This is a genomic window from Micromonospora sp. NPDC005161 (assembly GCF_053599855.1).
Genome location: NZ_JBSFYQ010000020.1, coordinates 30,303 through 46,988, shown reverse-complemented (window position 1 = coordinate 46,988; position 16,686 = coordinate 30,303). Strand labels below are relative to the sequence as shown.

At 69.9% G+C, this 16,686-nt stretch carries 15 protein-coding genes; 10 read left to right on the top strand and 5 right to left on the bottom strand.

All coding sequences use genetic code 11. The features are described 5' to 3' along the window. Window positions 1-43 precede the first annotated feature (43 nt). Window positions 44-1,231, bottom strand: coding sequence for an extracellular solute-binding protein (locus ACWD5O_RS20020; RefSeq protein WP_354965803.1), 1,188 nt, complete (start codon window positions 1,229-1,231; stop codon window positions 44-46). Between the two features lie 353 nt (window positions 1,232-1,584). Between ACWD5O_RS20020 and ACWD5O_RS20015 the strand changes: the two genes are divergently transcribed. The 4 genes from ACWD5O_RS20015 to ACWD5O_RS20000 all read left to right on the top strand — a co-directional run bounded on the left by ACWD5O_RS20015 (window position 1,585) and on the right by ACWD5O_RS20000 (window position 6,181). After that, on the top strand, window positions 1,585-2,478 hold the full coding sequence (locus ACWD5O_RS20015; RefSeq protein WP_354965802.1) for an SIS domain-containing protein: 894 nt from the start codon (window positions 1,585-1,587) through the stop codon (window positions 2,476-2,478). Window positions 2,479-2,617: 139 nt separating this feature from the next. Continuing rightward, complete coding sequence (locus tag ACWD5O_RS20010; protein WP_354965801.1) at window positions 2,618-4,117, top strand: Gfo/Idh/MocA family protein; 1,500 nt, start codon at window positions 2,618-2,620, stop codon at window positions 4,115-4,117. 122 nt (window positions 4,118-4,239) lie between these two features. Continuing rightward, complete coding sequence (locus ACWD5O_RS20005) at window positions 4,240-5,178, top strand: ROK family protein (RefSeq protein ID WP_450086179.1); 939 nt, start codon at window positions 4,240-4,242, stop codon at window positions 5,176-5,178. A gap of 43 nt (window positions 5,179-5,221) precedes the next feature. Continuing rightward, a complete protein-coding gene (locus tag ACWD5O_RS20000; RefSeq protein WP_450086178.1) occupies window positions 5,222-6,181 on the top strand; it encodes a TAXI family TRAP transporter solute-binding subunit in 960 nt (319 codons plus the stop codon). A 37-nt stretch (window positions 6,182-6,218) separates the two neighbouring features. Here ACWD5O_RS20000 and ACWD5O_RS19995 read toward each other — a convergent pair whose 3' ends face one another. Both ACWD5O_RS19995 and ACWD5O_RS19990 read right to left on the bottom strand, forming a co-directional pair. Further along, a complete protein-coding gene (locus ACWD5O_RS19995; RefSeq protein ID WP_450086177.1) occupies window positions 6,219-7,700 on the bottom strand; it encodes an ATP-binding protein in 1,482 nt (493 codons plus the stop codon). Window positions 7,701-7,706: 6 nt separating this feature from the next. Then, window positions 7,707-8,390 carry a response regulator transcription factor gene (locus tag ACWD5O_RS19990; protein ID WP_354965797.1) on the bottom strand — a complete coding sequence of 228 codons (684 nt, stop codon included), beginning with the start codon at window positions 8,388-8,390 and terminating at the stop codon, window positions 7,707-7,709. A 145-nt stretch (window positions 8,391-8,535) separates the two neighbouring features. On the opposite strand from ACWD5O_RS19990, the gene ACWD5O_RS19985 reads away from it, so the two are divergent. From ACWD5O_RS19985 to ACWD5O_RS19975, 3 genes are read left to right on the top strand one after another with little or no spacing between them, the layout of a single operon-like run. Next, a complete protein-coding gene (locus tag ACWD5O_RS19985; RefSeq protein WP_450086176.1) occupies window positions 8,536-9,558 on the top strand; it encodes a tripartite tricarboxylate transporter substrate-binding protein in 1,023 nt (340 codons plus the stop codon). A 1-nt stretch (window position 9,559) separates the two neighbouring features. Next, window positions 9,560-10,021 carry a tripartite tricarboxylate transporter TctB family protein gene (locus ACWD5O_RS19980; protein ID WP_450086175.1) on the top strand — a complete coding sequence of 154 codons (462 nt, stop codon included), beginning with the start codon at window positions 9,560-9,562 and terminating at the stop codon, window positions 10,019-10,021. A 20-nt stretch (window positions 10,022-10,041) separates the two neighbouring features. Continuing rightward, window positions 10,042-11,562, top strand: coding sequence for a tripartite tricarboxylate transporter permease (locus ACWD5O_RS19975; RefSeq protein ID WP_354965794.1), 1,521 nt, complete (start codon window positions 10,042-10,044; stop codon window positions 11,560-11,562). Window positions 11,563-11,598: 36 nt separating this feature from the next. Here ACWD5O_RS19975 and ACWD5O_RS19970 read toward each other — a convergent pair whose 3' ends face one another. Continuing rightward, window positions 11,599-13,641 (bottom strand): hypothetical protein, encoded by a 2,043-nt coding sequence (locus tag ACWD5O_RS19970; RefSeq protein WP_450086174.1) that lies wholly within the window; start codon window positions 13,639-13,641, stop codon window positions 11,599-11,601. 129 nt (window positions 13,642-13,770) lie between these two features. Here ACWD5O_RS19970 and ACWD5O_RS19965 point away from each other — a divergent pair, with 129 nt between their 5' ends. The 3 genes from ACWD5O_RS19965 to ACWD5O_RS19955 are packed head-to-tail and all read left to right on the top strand — an operon-like array spanning window position 13,771 to window position 16,296. Next, on the top strand, window positions 13,771-14,016 hold the full coding sequence (locus ACWD5O_RS19965) for a hypothetical protein (RefSeq protein WP_450086173.1): 246 nt from the start codon (window positions 13,771-13,773) through the stop codon (window positions 14,014-14,016). A 1-nt stretch (window position 14,017) separates the two neighbouring features. After that, window positions 14,018-15,292, top strand: coding sequence for a hypothetical protein (locus tag ACWD5O_RS19960; protein WP_450086172.1), 1,275 nt, complete (start codon window positions 14,018-14,020; stop codon window positions 15,290-15,292). Next, the gene (locus ACWD5O_RS19955; protein ID WP_450086171.1) at window positions 15,238-16,296 is read left to right on the top strand and encodes a hypothetical protein; all 1,059 of its coding nucleotides are present in this window, start codon (window positions 15,238-15,240) and stop codon (window positions 16,294-16,296) included. Before ACWD5O_RS19960 ends, ACWD5O_RS19955 begins: the two co-directional genes overlap by 55 nt. A 20-nt stretch (window positions 16,297-16,316) precedes the next feature. Here ACWD5O_RS19955 and ACWD5O_RS19950 read toward each other — a convergent pair whose 3' ends face one another. Beyond that, entirely contained in the window at window positions 16,317-16,649 is a 333-nt protein-coding gene (locus ACWD5O_RS19950) for a cupin domain-containing protein (RefSeq protein WP_354965791.1), read from the bottom strand. Between the last annotated feature and the right edge of the window lie 37 nt (window positions 16,650-16,686).

The following is a 16,686-nucleotide window of genomic DNA, read 5'->3' as shown; positions in this document are numbered from 1 at the left end:
CTTCCATGAGTTGGTTGGTCGTCATTTGTCAGCCGCGCAGGCTCTAGCCGTTGGCCTTGGCCTGGATTTCATCCAGCACCGCCCCGGGGTTCTTGCCCTGCCCGATCTGCCCCATCAGGCTCTGCATCGCGCCCTGGGTCGCCGCCCACTGCGGGTTCGTGCTGGGGTAGAACCGGGCGCTCGGCAGGACCTCGAGGAAGCTCGCGATCTCCGTCTTGCCCGCCAGCGCCGCTGCGCCGGACCTGGTGGTGGGCAGGAACCCCTCGGTGTCGACGAACTTCGTGTAGACCGGTGCGCTGAACACGTAGTCCAGGAAGGTCTTGAGCGCCTCCTGCTTGTCACCCTTGTTCTTGAACGCCATCAGGTGGTCGGCGACCCCGAGGGTCATCGGCTGACCGTCCTTGGTGGCGATCGGGGCGCTCGCGTACTTGAGGCTCGGGTTCTTCTCGGCGATCTGCCCGACGGTGGGCGGGAGCGCCACCACCATGCCAATCTTGCCCTGGATGAACACGTCCAGCATGGGGGTCCGGTCAGACGCCCCGGGGTCGGGCTGGGTGGCCTTTTCGTCGATCATCCGCTTCATGAACGTGACGGCTTCGAGGGTCGCGGGGGTGTTGACCGCGATGGCCGACCCGTTGGTCCACGATCCGCCGTTGCCGAAGGTCCAGATCGAGGTTTCCGCCTGGGCCTCCTCGCTGCCCAGCGGCATGCCGTAGCCGTAGACGCCGTCGCCGAGACCGGCCACCTTTTTCGCCGCGTCGAGCAGCTGGTCCCACGTCTTCGGCGGCGCTGCGACGCCGGCACGCTCGAACAGTTCGGTGTTGTAGAACATGGTGCGGGCCGAGGCGATCAGGGGCAGGCCGTACATCGTGCCGTCGATCGAGGCGTTGTCCGCAAAGGACTTCTGGAAGTCCGCCAGGGTGCTCGCCGAGACCACCTCGTCGGCGGAGTACAACAGGTCGTCCGCCGCGAAGCCCGAGAAGGCGTCGATGTTCAGGATGTCCGGTGCCGCGTTCGACTGGACCTTGGTACGGACAACATCGTTGATGTTGTCCCAGGACTGGATCTCCAGTTCCACGTTGATGTCCGAGTGGGCCGCCTCGAAGTCGGCGATGATGCCCTCCCAGAGCGCCTTGGTGCCGTCGCTGTAGCTGGGCACAAGGAACGACAGCGTGCGTGCGTCCGCACTCTGCCCGTCGTCGCCGCCGAATCCGCAACCAGTCAGCGTCAAGCCGGCAACCGCTACGGCCGCCCACGAACGCGCGAATCTCTTCATTTCCGCCTCCACCGGCGCAGGGGACATCGCCAAAGTTGTGATCGGAATCCTGGCTGGCTGTGATCGTTCGTGACTGGTTCCCGTCGGAACCTTCCACGATCACGCCGCTGTTGGTGGGATTCTGCGTCGCCTTCCTGAGTGGCGTCAAGGTCTTTCGCTGTAACTGCTGCTCAGGCCGTGACCGACTTCCGGCGCCTCAGTGCATGTTACTGACCGGTTCCACGACCTTCTTGACAGATTCGATCAGGTCGCTCCATTCTGGAGGCGCTCCAGACCCGCTCGCATGAACCATGAGGACGAGGCACCCGATGAGTGAAGGAACCTTCCTGGCGGCCGAGATCGAGACCCAGCCGGATGACTGGCTCCGTGTGCTGGACGTGCTGCCCTCGGTGGCGATGGACCTTCCGCAGCCTGGCGAGCGAGTCGCGGTGCTCGGGTGTGGAACCTCGCTGTTCATCGCCCAGGCCTACGCGGCCCTGCGGGAGAGCGCCGGCGAGGGCAGCACCGACGCGTGGCCGGCCAGTGAACACCAGCTGGGCCGTGGCTATGACCGGGTGCTCTGCATTACCCGCTCGGGCACCACGACCGAGGTGCTCGACGTCCTCAAGCAGTGCCGGCATCGCGTGCCCACCACGGTCATCACCGCCGACGCAACATCGCCGGCGGTGAGCCTGGCCCGTCCGGTCGTGCTCAGCGACGTCGACGAGCGTTCGGTCGTACAGACCCGCTTCGCGACGACCACCCTCGCGCTGTTGCGGGCGGCCCTCGGTCACGACCTGCGTCCGGTCGCCGAACAGGCACGGCAGGTTCTCGAGCGCGGGGCCGACGCGACGAGCCCGGCCGCGACGGCCGATCAGATCACCTTCCTCGGACGCGGCTGGACGGTCGGGCTCGCGCACGAGGCGGCCCTGAAGCTACGCGAGACGACTCAACTGTGGACCGAGTCCTACCCCGCGATGGAGTACCGGCACGGTCCGCTCAGCATCACCGCGCCCGGCAGGGTCGTCTGGGCGTTCGGAGAGGTTCCCGTCGGCCTGGCGGACCAGGTCCGGGCGACCGGCGGTCACTTCGAGTGGTCCGAGATGGATCCGCTCGCCGACCTGGTCCGCGTCCAACAGTTGTGCCTGCTGCGAGCCGGGGCAGCAGGGCTCGACCCCGACCAGCCGCGCAACCTGTCCCGGTCGGTCATCCTCGACGGCTGACCGCTCGACACTCGGGGCCAACGTGCCCGGAGGTAGCCGGGCCGGGTGGTCCGACGCTGACTGATCGCCGCGTCGACCAGCACGGCTAAGCAATTGTGCCCGCGTGACACGTCACATCCCCGCAGAGGAGCTGATCCACGTGAGTCCCAACGAAGCCAGCCCGAACGAGTCCACCGCGGCAGCCGGGTCCCACCCGTCGCGTCGTAACGTCCTGAAGGGCGTGGGCGCGCTGGGCGCCGCGGCCGGACTTGGCGGCGCCCTACTTCCAGGCACGGCGGCCGGTGCGGCGCCCGCCGCCGAACCTGCCCGGATCAAGGGCAAAGAGAAGTCCATGGTCAACGTCCCCTTCGAGGGCTTCGACGAGGTGCGTGTCGGCATCATCGGCCTTGGCAACCGCGGCGGAGACCAGGCCATGCGGTGGGCCGCCGTCTCCACGATCACCGCGGTCTGCGACATCCGGCCCGACCACGTCGCGGAGACCATCAGCCGAGTCATGGCTCAGGGCTTCCAGGACAAGGAGCCGGTCGGCTACTCCAACGGCGAGGAGGACTTCGAGCGGCTCGTCCGTCGTGACGACATCGACCTGATCTACGTCGCCACGCCGTGGGAGTGGCACCACCCGATGGCCAAGGCGGCCATGGAGCACGGCAAGCACGTCGCCATCGAGCTGCCCATCGCACCGCACCTGGACGACATCTGGGACCTGGTCCGCACCTCCGAGCGCACCGGCAAGCACTGCATGCTGCTGGAGAACGTGAACTACTTCCGCCCCGAGATGCAGATGTTCAACATGGCCAAGGCGGGGCTTTTCGGCGAGTTGCAGCACGCCTCCGGTGGCTACGTCCACGACCTGCGCTGGCCGTACACCTTCGGGGGCGCCTACTACCCGGAGCACTGGCGGCGGCGCTGGCAGACCCGGATGAACGCCGCCCACTACCCGATGCACGGGCTCGGGCCGGTCTCGGCCTCCCTGGACATCAACCGAGGCGATCGCTTCGACGAACTCGTCGCGGTCGCCTCGCGGCCCAAGGCGCTGGCCCTGTTCCGCGAGGAGGACCCGCGGGTTGGCGCGGACCACCCGGCCTGGGACGACGATCCCTACATCTCCGGGGACCGCAAGCAGGTCTTCATCAAGACCGTCAACGACCGGTTCATCCGGGTCGAGCACGACGTGAACTCGCCCCACCCGTACAGCCGGGAGACCACGCTCACGGGGACCCGGGGTTCACTGGAACTGGACAACGCCCGGATCTACCTGGAGTCGCTCGGCCACACGAACCACGCGTGGCGGACCGGCAGTGCCTTCAGCACGATCATGAACCAGCACGACCATTGGATCTGGCCGGCCCTGGAGAACCTGGCCAGCCAGTACGGTGGGCACGGTGGCGGCGACTTCATCTCCATCTTCCGGATGGTCCAGTTGATGCGCCTGGGCATGACCCCCGACATCGACGTCTACGACTCAGCGGCGTGGTGCTCGGTGATCCCGCTCAGCCACGAGTCGCTGAAGGGCAAGGGCTTCAAGTCGGTCAAGGTGCCCGACTTCACCCGGGGCCACTGGCAGCAGGCACGCCCCACGTTCGACCGGCCGCGGCCGGAGGACCCGTGGCTGGACGGCGACGGTCGGCCGCGCCGGTAGGCATGGGCGCGGGCTGAGCTGACGCTACGCGGGGTCGGGCACGAACGGGTTGTCCGTGCCCGACCCCGATGAGCGCGGCGAGCGGACCAGCAGGCTCGGTGCGAGCGGGGCGAGGGGAAGCGGTGAGTGAAGGCGCGGTGGTCATCGCCCTGGACGTGGGCGGCACGGGCATCAAGGCCGCGCTGGTCCGGGCGGATGGGACCAGCCAGCACACCGAACGGCACGCCACCGGCGCTGACCGGGGTCCGTCGGCGGTCGTGGAGACCGTCCTGTCCGTCGCAGGAGGGCTGGCTGACAAGGCCCGCGCCGACGGGTTGACTCCGGTGGCGGTGGGCATCGCGGTGCCCGGGGTGATCGACGAGGTCGCCGGCGTGGCGGTCTGGTCGGCCAACGTCGGCTTCCGGGACGTACCGTTGCGGGACCTGGCGGTCGCGCGGCTCGGGCTGCCCGTGGCGCTCGGGCACGACGTGCGGGTGGGCGGCGTGGCGGAGGCCCGGCTCGGCGCCGGGCGGGGTAGTAGGCACGTGCTCTTCGTCGCGATCGGCACCGGCATCGCCGCCGCGCACGTGGTTGGAGGGTCGGCCTACGCGGGCGCGCACGGCGCCGCCGGCGAACTGGGTCACATCGTGGTACGCCCCGGTGGGCCGCGCTGCGGCTGCGGCCAGCTCGGCTGTCTGGAGGCGGTCGCTTCGGCGGCCGCGGTCGGCCGGCGTTACGTGGAGCTGACCGGTACGCCCGCCACCGCGGCCGACGTCGCCGCGCGGGCCGCCGCGGGGGAGGAACTCGCCGGGCAGGTGTGGCGCGACACGGTCGACGCGCTCGCCGACGGGCTCCGCACCGGACAGGCGCTCTACGACGCGGAGGTGATGGTGATCGGCGGCGGCCTCGCCGAGGCCGGAGCCGGGTTGATCGACCCGCTCCGGGCGGCGCTGCGCGCGCGGCTCACGTTTCACCGGGAGCCGCGGCTGGCGCGGGCCGCACTCGGCGACGAGGCCGGCAGCCTCGGCGCCGCCCTACTCGCGCTCGACCGCGTGGAGGGTGGCGTGCTAGCGCCGTATTGACCGGTGTCATCGCGACCGACGGCACCATCCGTATCATCGCGGCATGGTGCTGGACCCGGAGCCACGGATCAGCCGGCGGGCGGTGCTCCTGGCCGCCGGCGGGCTGCTCGTCGGTTGCTCCCCAGAGCCCGAGGTCGACACGGTCCACCTGCGACTGGCCACCGGGCCGGCGGGGGCGGTGTACCGGCGCATCGGCGGTGCGCTGGCCGAACACATCTCCGAGCAGGTGCCGGGTGCCACGGTGACCACCGTGCCGAGCGGGGCGTCCACCGACAACATCCGGATGCTGCGGGCCGGCGCGGCGCACCTCGGGCTGACCAGTCTGGATGCGGTGATCACGACCGACGGCAGCGCGCCCGAGGGGCTCTCGGCGGTGTGCCGGCTCTACGACAGTCATCTGCATCTCGTGGTCATGGCCGGTTCGGCGATCGAGGAGTTCCGGGACCTTGAGGGCAAACGTCTGTCCCTCGGTGCCCGCGATTCGGGCACGGAGTTCACCTCGCTGCGGGTTCTGGAGCTCGGCCCGGTCAACGCCGACGTTCGGTACCTCAGCCAGGCCGAATCGGCGGCGGCGCTGCGCGACGGCAGGATCGACGCGATGTTCTCCCTGACCGGCGTCCCGACACCCGCCATCACGGAGCTGGCTCAGCGGCACCCGATCCGGCTGATCCCGTTGGACGCACAGGCGGACGCGCTCTTCACGGCGTACCCGGGTCCCTACGCTCCCGCCACGATCCACGCGACCGCCTACGCCGGCGTCCCGGCCACCCGCACCGTCGCCGTGCCGAACGTGCTGCTCGCGCGCAACGACCTGCCCGGCGACCTGGTCTACGCCATCACCGACACGATCTTCACGCACACCGGCACGATCACCTCCGCCAGCCGTGGCGACGCCGCGGCCGTTCCCGAAGCGTGGCAGATCAACGTACGCACCGGGATCTCCACCGCATCGGTTCCGCTCCATCCGGGCGCGGTGGCCTGGTTCCGCGACCGCAAGCGCTGACCAGAGACAGCGGCAGGTTGGCGAAGAGACCGGGTCCTCAGACCGGCGACGGCGCCGGGGCGCCGGCCGACGACGCCACCTGCGGAACGACCGGCAACGCGACCACTGCGGCGAACCCGTGCCCGGACCCGTCCGGACGCGGCAGGCCCTCCTCCAGCCGCAGCTCGCCCCCGGCCGCCCCGACCAGGTCGGCGCAGATCGCCAGTCCCAGGCCGGTACCGGACACGTTCTGGTGCCGCGGCGACCGCCAGAACCGTCGTAGCGCCTGCGCCTGCTCGGACACGTCGAGCCCCTGCCCGTCGTCGCGGACCGAGATGGTGACCACCCCTCCGACCGTGGAGCCGTTGCGGTTTCCGGCGCCCGCACCACCGGGAACAACGCGGGCGCTCACCTCCACGGTCCGCGCGCCCGAGAGCCGTAACGCGTTGCTGATCAGCTCGTCGAGGATGCTGCCCAGTCCGCCCGGCGGCTCCAGCAGCCGCAGCCCCGGCGGCACGTCGACCGCCAGTGTCTGCCCCGCTGTCGCCGTCAACGCCCGCCACCGGACCACCCGGGTCGCCAGCACCTCGTCGAGATCCACCGGCGACGCCGTCCGCATGCTCTCCATCCGCGCGCTGGCCTGCAGCGAGTTCAACATCCGTTGCATCGCCTTCAGCTCGTCGACGGCGACGTCGTACACCTGCCGTCCGCTGCCCTCCGGCCGCAGGTGCGGCGCGAGGCTCTCCACCGCGAGCCGGAGGCTGGTCAACGGGTTGCGCAACTGGTGCGACGCATCGGACACAAACGCTCGCTGCCGCTGCGCGGCGTTCTCGACGGCGTCCATCATGGTGTTGAACGACTCTGCCAGCCGCCGCAGCTCGATCGGGCCGGCCTCGGCGTCGGCGCGGATCGTCAGGTCGCCTTCGGAGATTCGCGAGGTCGCCGCGTCCAGCTTCCGCACCGGCCGCAGCACCCACGCCGACACCGGCCAGGCGACGGCCGCCAACGCGATCAACGGCAGCAGCCCCAGCCCGGCGAGCCGGGCCCAGCGTACGAGGATGGCTTCGCGCGTCTTCGACAGGTCGGAGATCGTCACGACGGCGCCGACCACCTCACTGTCCCGGCCAACCGGCTCGGCCACAACGAGTGCCGAATCGTCCCACGGCGCCCATTCCCAGGACGGTTCGGAGCGCGCCCCGGCCAGCGCCGCGGTCACGATCCGGGGCAACGTCGGCTCGGCGCGTGCCGCCTCCTGGTACGCGCCGGCCGGTCCGAGCAACACCTCGCCGGACGTGTCGACCAGCGCGACCGGGATGCCGTAGAGCTCGTGGTAGCGCGTCAGTTCCTGCTGGAGCGCCTCGGTCCGCCCGGTCGACAGCGCGGTCTCGGCCAGCGAGGCGAACCGGCCGACGTCGTTGAGCCGGTTGACGTACGTTTCCTGCATCTCCCGCTCGGCCACGGTGACGCTGAGCGGCACCCCGAGCGCCGCGACGAGCAGCACCGCAAGGGGAACGAGGACGACGAGCAGGCGGCGGTGCACGGCGTGTCAGCCGATCAGCTCCGGCTGGTCGGCCAGGAGCCGATAGCCGACGCCGTGGATCGTGCGGATGACCACGTCCGGCCCCAGCTTGTGCCGTATCGCCGCGATGTGGGTGTCCAGGGTGCGACTCGACGACTCCCAGGTCGCGCCCCAGATCTGGTCGAGGATGACGTCGCGGCTGACCACGTTGGGCGCCCGCCGGGCCAGCAGCAGGAGCAGCTCGAACTCCTTGCGGGTCAACGGCACGGGCGTGCCGTCGACGGTGACCTCGCGGGTGCCCACGCCGATCCGCATCGGGCCGAGCAGGAGCGGCTCGTCCGACTGGCTCAGGGCGCGAGCCGCCCGGGTGCGCCGCAGGACGGCGTCGATCCGGGCGAGCAACTCCGGGATGCCGAAGGGCTTGACGATGTAGTCGTCAGCGCCGGCGCGCAGGCCACGAACCCGCTCGTGCTCCTCGGACCGTGCGGTGACCGCGATGACCGCGGTCTGCGGGTGGTCACGCAGCTTCCGGATCACGTCGAGTCCGTCGCCGTCGGGCAGACCCAGGTCGACGAGCACCACGTCGGACGGCGCGGCGCGCACGGCCTCCGCGGCGGTGGCGATGCGGTGGACCTCGAAGCCCGCCTGGGTCAGGACGGTCACCAGACCCAGCGCCACGCGGTCGTCATCCTCGATGACGGTTATCCGCATACCAGCGGATTCTACGGCCCGGGTCGACCCTCGTGTCAGCCCTCAAGTTCTTGGGATTCCTCTGACACCATCCGCGTCCCGGCCAGTCGAGACTGAGGTCCACTCGCTCACTGAGACATGCGCATGCGCTGATGAGGAGGCCGCTGTGCGAGAGACCAGCAGGTACCGGGCCACCGCGCGGATGGTCGCCGCGATCGGCGTCGTCTCGCTCGTCGCCGCCTGTTCCGGCAACGGAGGCGCCAACGGCGGAGGCGACGCCGAAGGCTACCCGGACCAGAACATCACGATCGTCGTGCCGTTCAGCGCGGGGGGCCCGACAGACACCGTCACCCGCATGATCGCCGAGCCGATGGCCGCCAAGCTCGGCGCCAAGATCGTCGTCCAGAACGTCGAGGGCGCCGGCGGCACGGTCGGCGCCGGCGACGTCGCGCGGGCCGATCCGGACGGCTACACGGTGCTCATGCATCACATCGGTATGTCGACGGCGCCAGCCCTGTACAAGAACCTGGGCTACAAGCCGCTCGAGGACTTCGAGATGGTCGGACTCGTCACCGAGGTGCCGATGACAGTCGTCGCCCGCAAGGACTTCGCGCCCGCGACACTCCAGGACCTCGTGACCCACGTGAAGGCGAACGCCAACAAGGTCACCCTGGCCAACGCTGGCATCGGCGCCGCATCCCACCTGTGCGGCCTGCTGTTCCAGACCGCCACCGGTGTCAAGCTCCAGGAGGTCCCGTACCAGGGCACCGGCCCCGCGCTGACCGACCTCGTCGGCGGCCAGGTCGACTTCATGTGCGACCAGACGACCAACACCAGCGGCCAGATCGCCGCAGGAAAGGTGAAGGCGTACGCGGTCACCACGCCGGAGCGGGTGAAGAGCCTTCCCGACCTGCCCACCACGGCCGAGGCCGGGCTGCCCCAGCTTCAGGTCAGCGTGTGGCACGGTCTCTACGTCCCGGCCGGCACGCCGCAGGAGGTCGTCCAGAAGCTGTCCGAGGCGCTGAAGGTGGCACTGGCCGACCAGGGGGTCATCGACCAGATGGCCAAGCTCGGCACCGCGCCGGTCCCGGCCGAGGACGCGACCCCGCAGGCGCACCGGGCCAAGCTCGAGGAGCAGCTCGGCACGTGGGCGAAGATCATCGCTGACGCCGGGGTCAAGGTCTCCTGAGGTGGAACGCCGTCGGTCGTTCCCGGACGTCCTCGCCGGGGGACTCTTCGTCCTGATCGGTGGCGCATTCGTGTGGGTGGCGCTCGGCTACGAGCTGGGCGCCCCACTGCGGATGGGCCCCGGCGCCTTCCCGCTGCTGGTCGGCGCGACCGTGGCCGCCCTGGGCCTGGCGATCATCATCAAGGGACTCGTCGCCGGTGAGGGGATCTCGTTCGGACCGGTCCCATGGCGTGCGGTCGCCGCCATCGTGCTCGCGGTCCTGTTCTTCGGACTCACCGTCCGGCGCCTCGGATTCGTGCCGACGTCGGCGGTGACCGCCCTGCTCACCACGCTGGCCAGCGCACGCGTACGGCTGCTCACGGCCGTGGCCGTGGCCGCCGGTCTGACCGCGGCCAGCACGCTCATCTTCGTCGTCGGACTTCAGCTGCGGATCCCGCTATGGGGCCCGTGGCTGGGGCTCTGACGCGGCATCCGGACTGAGGCATGGAACTTCTCGACAACCTCGCGCTGGGCTTCTCGACCGCCTTCCTGGTCCAGAACGTCCTCTACTGCTTCGTGGGAGTGCTGCTCGGGACCGCGGTCGGCGTGCTGCCCGGCATCGGGCCAACGGCGACGGTGGCGATGCTGCTGCCGATCACGTTCAGCTTCGAGCCGGTGACGGCGCTGATCATGCTGGCCGGCATCTACTACGGCGCGCAGTACGGCGGCTCGACGACCGCCATCCTGATCAACCTGCCCGGCGAGTCCTCGGCGGCGGTCACCGCGCTGGACGGGTACGAGATGGCCCGGCAGGGCCGGGCCGGGCCGGCCCTGGCCGCCGCCGCGGTCGGGTCCTTCATCGCGGGTACGGTGGCCACCGTCGCGCTGGCCGTCGCGGCCCCACCGCTGGCCAGCGTCGCGTTGAAGTTCGGCCCGGCCGACTACTTCTCGCTCGTGCTGCTCGGCCTGATCGTGTCAATAACGCTGGCGCGTGGATCGGCGCTCAAGGCACTGGCGATGATCGCGCTCGGCGTGCTGCTCGGCACGGTCGGCCAGGACATCTACACCGGCACGCCCCGGTTCGTGTTCGACCAGCGCGAGCTGTACGGCGGCATCAACTTCGTGTCGGTCGCCGTCGGCATGTTCGGGGTGGCCGAGATTCTGCGCAACCTGGAGAACGAGGAGACCCGCACGGCGATCGTCGGCAAGGTGCGGAACCTCTGGCCGACCCGTGAGGACCGCCGCCGGATCGTCGGCCCGATCGCGCGCGGTACCGGTCTCGGCGCCGCGCTCGGCGTCCTGCCCGGCGGTGGCCACGTGCTGGCCTCGTTCACCTCGTACGCCGTCGAGAAGCGGATCTCGAAGCGGCCGCAGGAGTTCGGACGCGGCGCGATCGAGGGAGTCGCCGGCCCCGAGTCGGCGAACAACGCCGCCGCGCAGACGTCGTTCATTCCACTGCTCACCCTGGGTCTGCCCGCCCACCCGGTGATGGCGCTGATGGTCGGCGCGTTCATCGTCCACGGCATCACCCCCGGCCCGAACGTCATCACCAACGAGCCGGCGCTGTTCTGGGGCCTGATCGCGTCGATGTGGATCGGAAACGTGCTGCTCGTGCTGCTGAACCTGCCGCTGATCGGCATCTGGGTGCGCCTGCTGCGCATCCCGTACCAGGTGCTGTTCCCGATGATCATCCTGTTCGCCGCGATCGGCACCTACTCGCTGAGCTTCAACGCGTACGACGTCTACGCGATCGCGTTCTTCGGGATCCTGGGCTACATCCTGATCAAGTGCGGCTGCGAGCCGGCGCCGCTGCTGCTCGGCTTCGTCCTCGGCCCCCTGCTCGAGGAGCACCTGCGCAGGGCGCTCATCATTTCCCGCGGCGACGCGTCGGTCTTCCTGACCCGGCCGATCTCCGCAGTGTTCCTGGCCCTGGCCGTGGCAGCGCTCGTCGTCGCCGTCCTCCCGATGATTCGCAGGCGCCGCGAGATCGTGTTCGCCGACGAGGAGCAGGAGGCCGGATGGTGATCCCGGCGGGGCGCTCGGCGCGACCCGGTCAGCGCCTCACGGGCAGGGCGTTCGCGCGCAGACGTCGATGACCTTGCCGGTGAGCAGGAACACCGCCTTCTGTTTCTGGGCTCCGGCCTGGGCGCGCGGGAACTCGTGCGGATCGTCGCCGTACTCCGGCCCGGCCGGGGCGAGGTTCGTCGTCGGCGGCGCGTACGCCGCGCCGCTGTTCCAGATCACGATCGCCGAGCCGGTGTACGGATACGCCCGGATCGGTGTGATGCCCCAGTACGGCTTCACGTCGAGTGACCAGCCGTCGGCGAGGGCAGGGGTGTGCAGGCGGGCGCCGATGGTGCGCGCCTGGACCTCGGCCGCGGCGGGGGAGACCTGGTGGTCGCCGAAGGCCACGTGCATCAGCACCCGGTGCGCCGGGGTGCGCGGCAACGGCTCGTCGGTCATGTGCTGGGCGTACCCGTTGGCTTCGGACCGGTCCCAGAGCATCTGCAGCAGTGCGAAGATCAGCTGCTGGTCGACCTTGTCCGGGTAGTACTGGTCCATGATCGATTGGAAGGGGGCGAAGTCCACGCTGCGCTGCAGCAGCGTGGAGTAGTTCATCGCCGGCACGCCGAGCACGGACCGGGTCCAGTCCTGGGCGATGGCGGTGAGTGCGCCGCCGTTGATGCCACCCTGACTGTTGCCGTCGTAGTGCAGCCCGCCGGCCACGTCGATCAGCGGTTGCCCGCCGGCGTCCTGGAACGCCGGGTCGGCCGCGAACCCGTCCGGGTGGATCATCGCCCGGCCCAGGAATAGGAAGTTCAGGAAGCTCTGCTGCAACCGGTCCGCCACCGCGGGGAAGGCGCTGAGGTCGGTGAAGGCGCCGGCCACGTACGGGACGTCAGCGGCGGCCATGCCGATCCAACTTGTCGCGCAGAAGCTGAAGTCGTACGTCGCCGACATGGTCTTGACGTTGCCGGCGTTGACCTCGGTCGGGCTGCCCAGCAGACCGTGGCCGTAGAGCGACAGGTGTGCCGGATCGGCGGCGGAGGCGCTGCGCGGGATGTTGCAGACGAAGTCCGCCCGCAGCGTCGCGCCGGACGGCGTGGGCAGGGAGTACCTCGTCGGTGCTGTCCCGTCGCCGTCGGCCGGCCCGTAGTGCAGCCGTGACCCGGGTCCGCCGCTGCCGTTCAGATAGGACGGTACGCCGATGGTGCCGGTCACCTGCCGGGCGATCCGCGCATCCTGCGCGGGCGGGTAGTCGGTCACCTGGGTGACGGTGATCGACGGCGCCGCCGCGCCCAGGGTGGCGAAGGCGTTGTCGCGGATCGCCAGCATCCGCCCGGTCAGGCCCTGCCGGCTCGCCACCGTGAAGTCCCACGCCAGGTGGAGGCTGTGCCGCTTGACGCCGACCCTGGTCAGGTCGGCGAGGACCCGCTTGATCTGCGGGGCGCGGCGGTCCCGGGGGCCGAGGCCGACGCCGGTTACGTACTTCCGGAATGCGGCCGGCGTAGGGATGAGCTTCCCGTTCCGGTCGCGCATGCCACGCAGGCCCACAACGTACCGGGTGCCCTCGGCCAGCGCCACCGCCGGCCGGATGATGAGCAGCTGCCGGTCGGGCGCGCCGGCGGCGTGCGCGTCCAACTCCGCCCAGTACGGGGTGCGCTTGCCGGTGGCCGTGTTGAGCAGCACGATCGGCGCGTCCGGCGCCAGCGAGCGGCCGATGTCGGTGACCGGGGCGATCCCCGTGGCCGCGGCGTCCAGGCCGGGCACGCGCACCAGGATCGGCGAGCCGGGGCTGAACCCGTCCTGTCGGTTCCATTCGGCCGGGTCGATCGGGGTGCCGTGCACGTTGGCGGGCATCGAGGAGGCCGCGAGTTGCACCCGCTTGCCGGTGCGGCTGGCTCGATCCGGCACGGTGAAGAAGTCGTTCGGGAACGGCAGCAGGCACGCGGTCGGGTCGATCGGGTCGCAGCCACCGTGCGTGGCCGGGTGCGACGACACCGCGGGCGGCGCCGCGGGGGCTGCCGTGCCGAGCAGCACGGCTCCGGCGGTCACCAGCACGGACACGGCGAGACGGAGCCGTACGGGGGTGGTCACACGCATCTCCTTCGATGGTGGCCGGAGTGGACGGACCCTACGCCGCACGAGGGATCGCGGCAAGAGCGGGCGTAGCCGGCCCGGCTCGGCTCGATCGTGCGGTGGGCGCAGAAGCCGACCGTCACCGTCGCGAAGGTGACTGAGCCGCTGCGCCGCCGGGGGTGGCAGGGCGGCCCGCTCCCGACGGTCAGCGACGACACGTACCTGCCGATCGCGGATGAGATCGCGGAACGGCTGGGCATGCCCGGTACGGAGGTCGCCGTCGGAGAGCCGTGGGAGGTGCGGGTGCCCACGAGCCTCCTGCAACTGCGCACGGCGGAGGGGTTGCCACGCTGGGCAAAACAGGCCGACGGGCACTGGGTGCCTGACGAGGAGCCGTAGGGTGCTTCGCGACGGCGCCACCTACGCGTCGATGCCCGCACTGGACGGCGCCCTCGCGTTCACCGGCCGGTTGATCCCGGCCGACAACCTCGCCCACATCACCATCACCGACACCTCGCTGAAGGTCTCCTGGACCTGGACCATCCGCCCCGGGCAGGCAAGCGCGAAGCGCTGGAAGGAGTTGGGCATCCCGCCGGTCGTGTGGCACTGGCTGCCCCCGTCAGGCGGCCCGGCGAGGGTGACGTATCCCGAGTCACCCGCGTTCCGGCGCCCGATCCTGCTGATGGCGTTGGCGCGGGACGTCACGGTGCGGGTACGCCGGGACCGGCCGTCGTTCACCGCGTTCCGCGTCGAGCGGCCCCGGTCACCGTTCTCCGCGGTGACCACGTCACCCGGGCCCCCCTGCCAGTGCCACCCGTCGCATCACCAGCGCAGGCCCACGTCCGACCTGCGCCACCAGGTCCTCGATCCTGACACCGTGCTGTGCGACCTCACGCCCCAGGTCACGGTCTTTCGCAACCAGGACCCGCGGGCGGCTCCCTCGTTCGGTGATCCGCAGTCGATCCTCTCGGCGATGGGAACTCCGTACGTGCTCGTCTCGGGGGCCGAGACGCCGGTTCCGGTGGAGGCGGACAACCTGGGCAGGGTCGCGGACACGATGGCGGTGAGCCTCGGTTACGTCTGGAAACGGGTGCTGCCGCCCGGACTGCTGATCGTGCCGCAGCCCACCGGGGTGGTGATCCAGCACTGGGAGGGCCACTTCCAGGTACAGGTCACGATCAAGGACCCGGACAAGCCCGCGGCGTACGCCTACTCGGCCCGCTGCCAGGGCTCGGTCAGTCTGATCGTCATCCAGCACGACGAGAACGTCACCGTGACCGTCCAACCCGGGCCGAAGGCCGTCGCCCGGGCGACGTTTGTCTATTCCCGCAAGGTCGCTCACGAAGATGTTCCGCGCCAGGGCGCGAGCCTGGACTTCGACCCGAAGACCCACCACCGCCACGAGCTGTCCGACAGGACGAGCGTCCCGTCCATGGTCCAGATGATGATCGAGGTGCCGCTCAGCTTCGTCCCCATCATCGGAGACCTCTACGAGCTCGGACAGCTCGCGTTCATGACGGCAACCGGGCGTGACTTCTGGGGCAATCGCGTCACCTCCAACGAGATCATCGTGTACGGAACTCTGGCGGCGGTGTCGGTTGGCGCGACGGCTACGTCCGTATGGGCAGGAGTTCGGCGCGGCTCAGCGAGGAACTCGCCCGCATCGAAGCGCTGACGGCTGATCTGCGCCGGATCGTGGACGATGTCGACGGTGCTGCGCGGTCCGGTGCACCTCTGAAACGTCTCAAGAGCCTGCCGGAGCCACAGCAGGAGAAGCTCGCCAAGATGTTGGAAGCCGCCACCGCGAACCCCCGTGCGGCCTCGACGCTGGCCAAGGGCGTCCAGGACGTGCTGCAGGAGGCGAAGAAGGCCTCGAAGCAGGCCGACGACCTCCTCGACCTCGACGTCCACGCGCTCTTCACCGAGGACATGGCGTCGTTCGCCAACTCGATGCTGCGCTGGGAGTACGACGACTACATCGCCATCGTGACCCGCCGCGGGAACGACCCGAAGGCGCCGCTGGACTGGTTGCTCGGCACGACACGTCAGTGGGTGCACGCCTACCTCAAGGCGCACCTGGGCGACGACTACCGCACCATCATCAAGGCGGCCCACGGCCGGCTGCCGGGCCGGGTGACCCTCACGACGGCGATGCTGGGCCACTACGACACCGTGGCGAAGATGGGCATCAACCAGTACAACGAGATGCAGAAGAAGGTCCGCAAGGTGTCCGGCTTCGGGTACCTGTTCGAGCTGGATCACATCATCGAACAGCGCTTCATCCGACGGCTCCGCGAGTGGACCGAGGCCGTACCGGAATACCTGGCCTTCCAGGCGTTCCTCGTGCCCAAGAACGCCGGCGTCGCCGCCGAGATGATCCGCATTGACCCGGCCTCACACGTGATCCGCTACGTCCACCGAGCGAAGACCGACATCATGCGGACCCTGATCCCGCACGGCTCCGAGCACCTCTTCAACGTGCAACAGATCGCGGACGCGACGCTGTTCACGCTGAAGTCGCTGGACGCGCACACCTACATGAGGACGATCGACGTACTGAAAGAGGACTTCCGCTTCCTCGCGGGGGCCCTCGGCCAGGAGATGCCCCGGCTCCGGCAGTGGGACGAACTCACCGAGGCCCTCTTCACAGCGGCGAACGGCTGGCCGCAGGTCAAGTAGACATGGGCGATCGTGCAGGTCTATCGCGGGCTCACGACGGTCAGCAGCACGACTGAGTCCTCGACCGCGGTCAGGGCGTGCCGCTGTGGCGGGATCGCGACGTGGTCACCGTCCCTGCCCTCCCATGCCTCGGTCGACGTGGTGAGCCGGACGTGGCCGCGTAGGACCAGCAAGGTCGCCTCGCCCGGGCTGCTGTGTTCGGCCAACTCACGCCCGGCGAGCAGAGCCAGGACGGTATGGCGGAGTGCCTGGTCGTGGCCGCCGTGGATGGTGTGGGCCGATCGGCCGCTGTGCGCCTCTCGAGCCAAGGTCAGCTGTTCCTCCGCCAGTGTGGGGAGGGAGGTCGACTTCATCGATAGAGCCCTTCGTCTCGTCCGGGATCAACGCGTT

Bases quoted from the DNA above. Each gene is read 5' to 3' on its own strand.
- ACWD5O_RS20015 (WP_354965802.1), top strand. From the start codon at position 1,585: ATGAGTGAAGGAACCTTCCTGGCGGCCGAGATCGAGACCCAGCCGGAT.
- ACWD5O_RS20000 (WP_450086178.1), top strand. From the start codon at position 5,222: ATGGTGCTGGACCCGGAGCCACGGATCAGCCGGCGGGCGGTGCTCCTG.
- ACWD5O_RS19990 (WP_354965797.1), bottom strand. From the start codon at position 8,390: ATGCGGATAACCGTCATCGAGGATGACGACCGCGTGGCGCTGGGTCTG.
- ACWD5O_RS19975 (WP_354965794.1), top strand. From the start codon at position 10,042: ATGGAACTTCTCGACAACCTCGCGCTGGGCTTCTCGACCGCCTTCCTG.
- ACWD5O_RS19970 (WP_450086174.1), bottom strand. From the start codon at position 13,641: ATGCGTGTGACCACCCCCGTACGGCTCCGTCTCGCCGTGTCCGTGCTG.
- ACWD5O_RS19955 (WP_450086171.1), top strand. From the start codon at position 15,238: ATGGGCAGGAGTTCGGCGCGGCTCAGCGAGGAACTCGCCCGCATCGAA.
- ACWD5O_RS19950 (WP_354965791.1), bottom strand. From the start codon at position 16,649: ATGAAGTCGACCTCCCTCCCCACACTGGCGGAGGAACAGCTGACCTTG.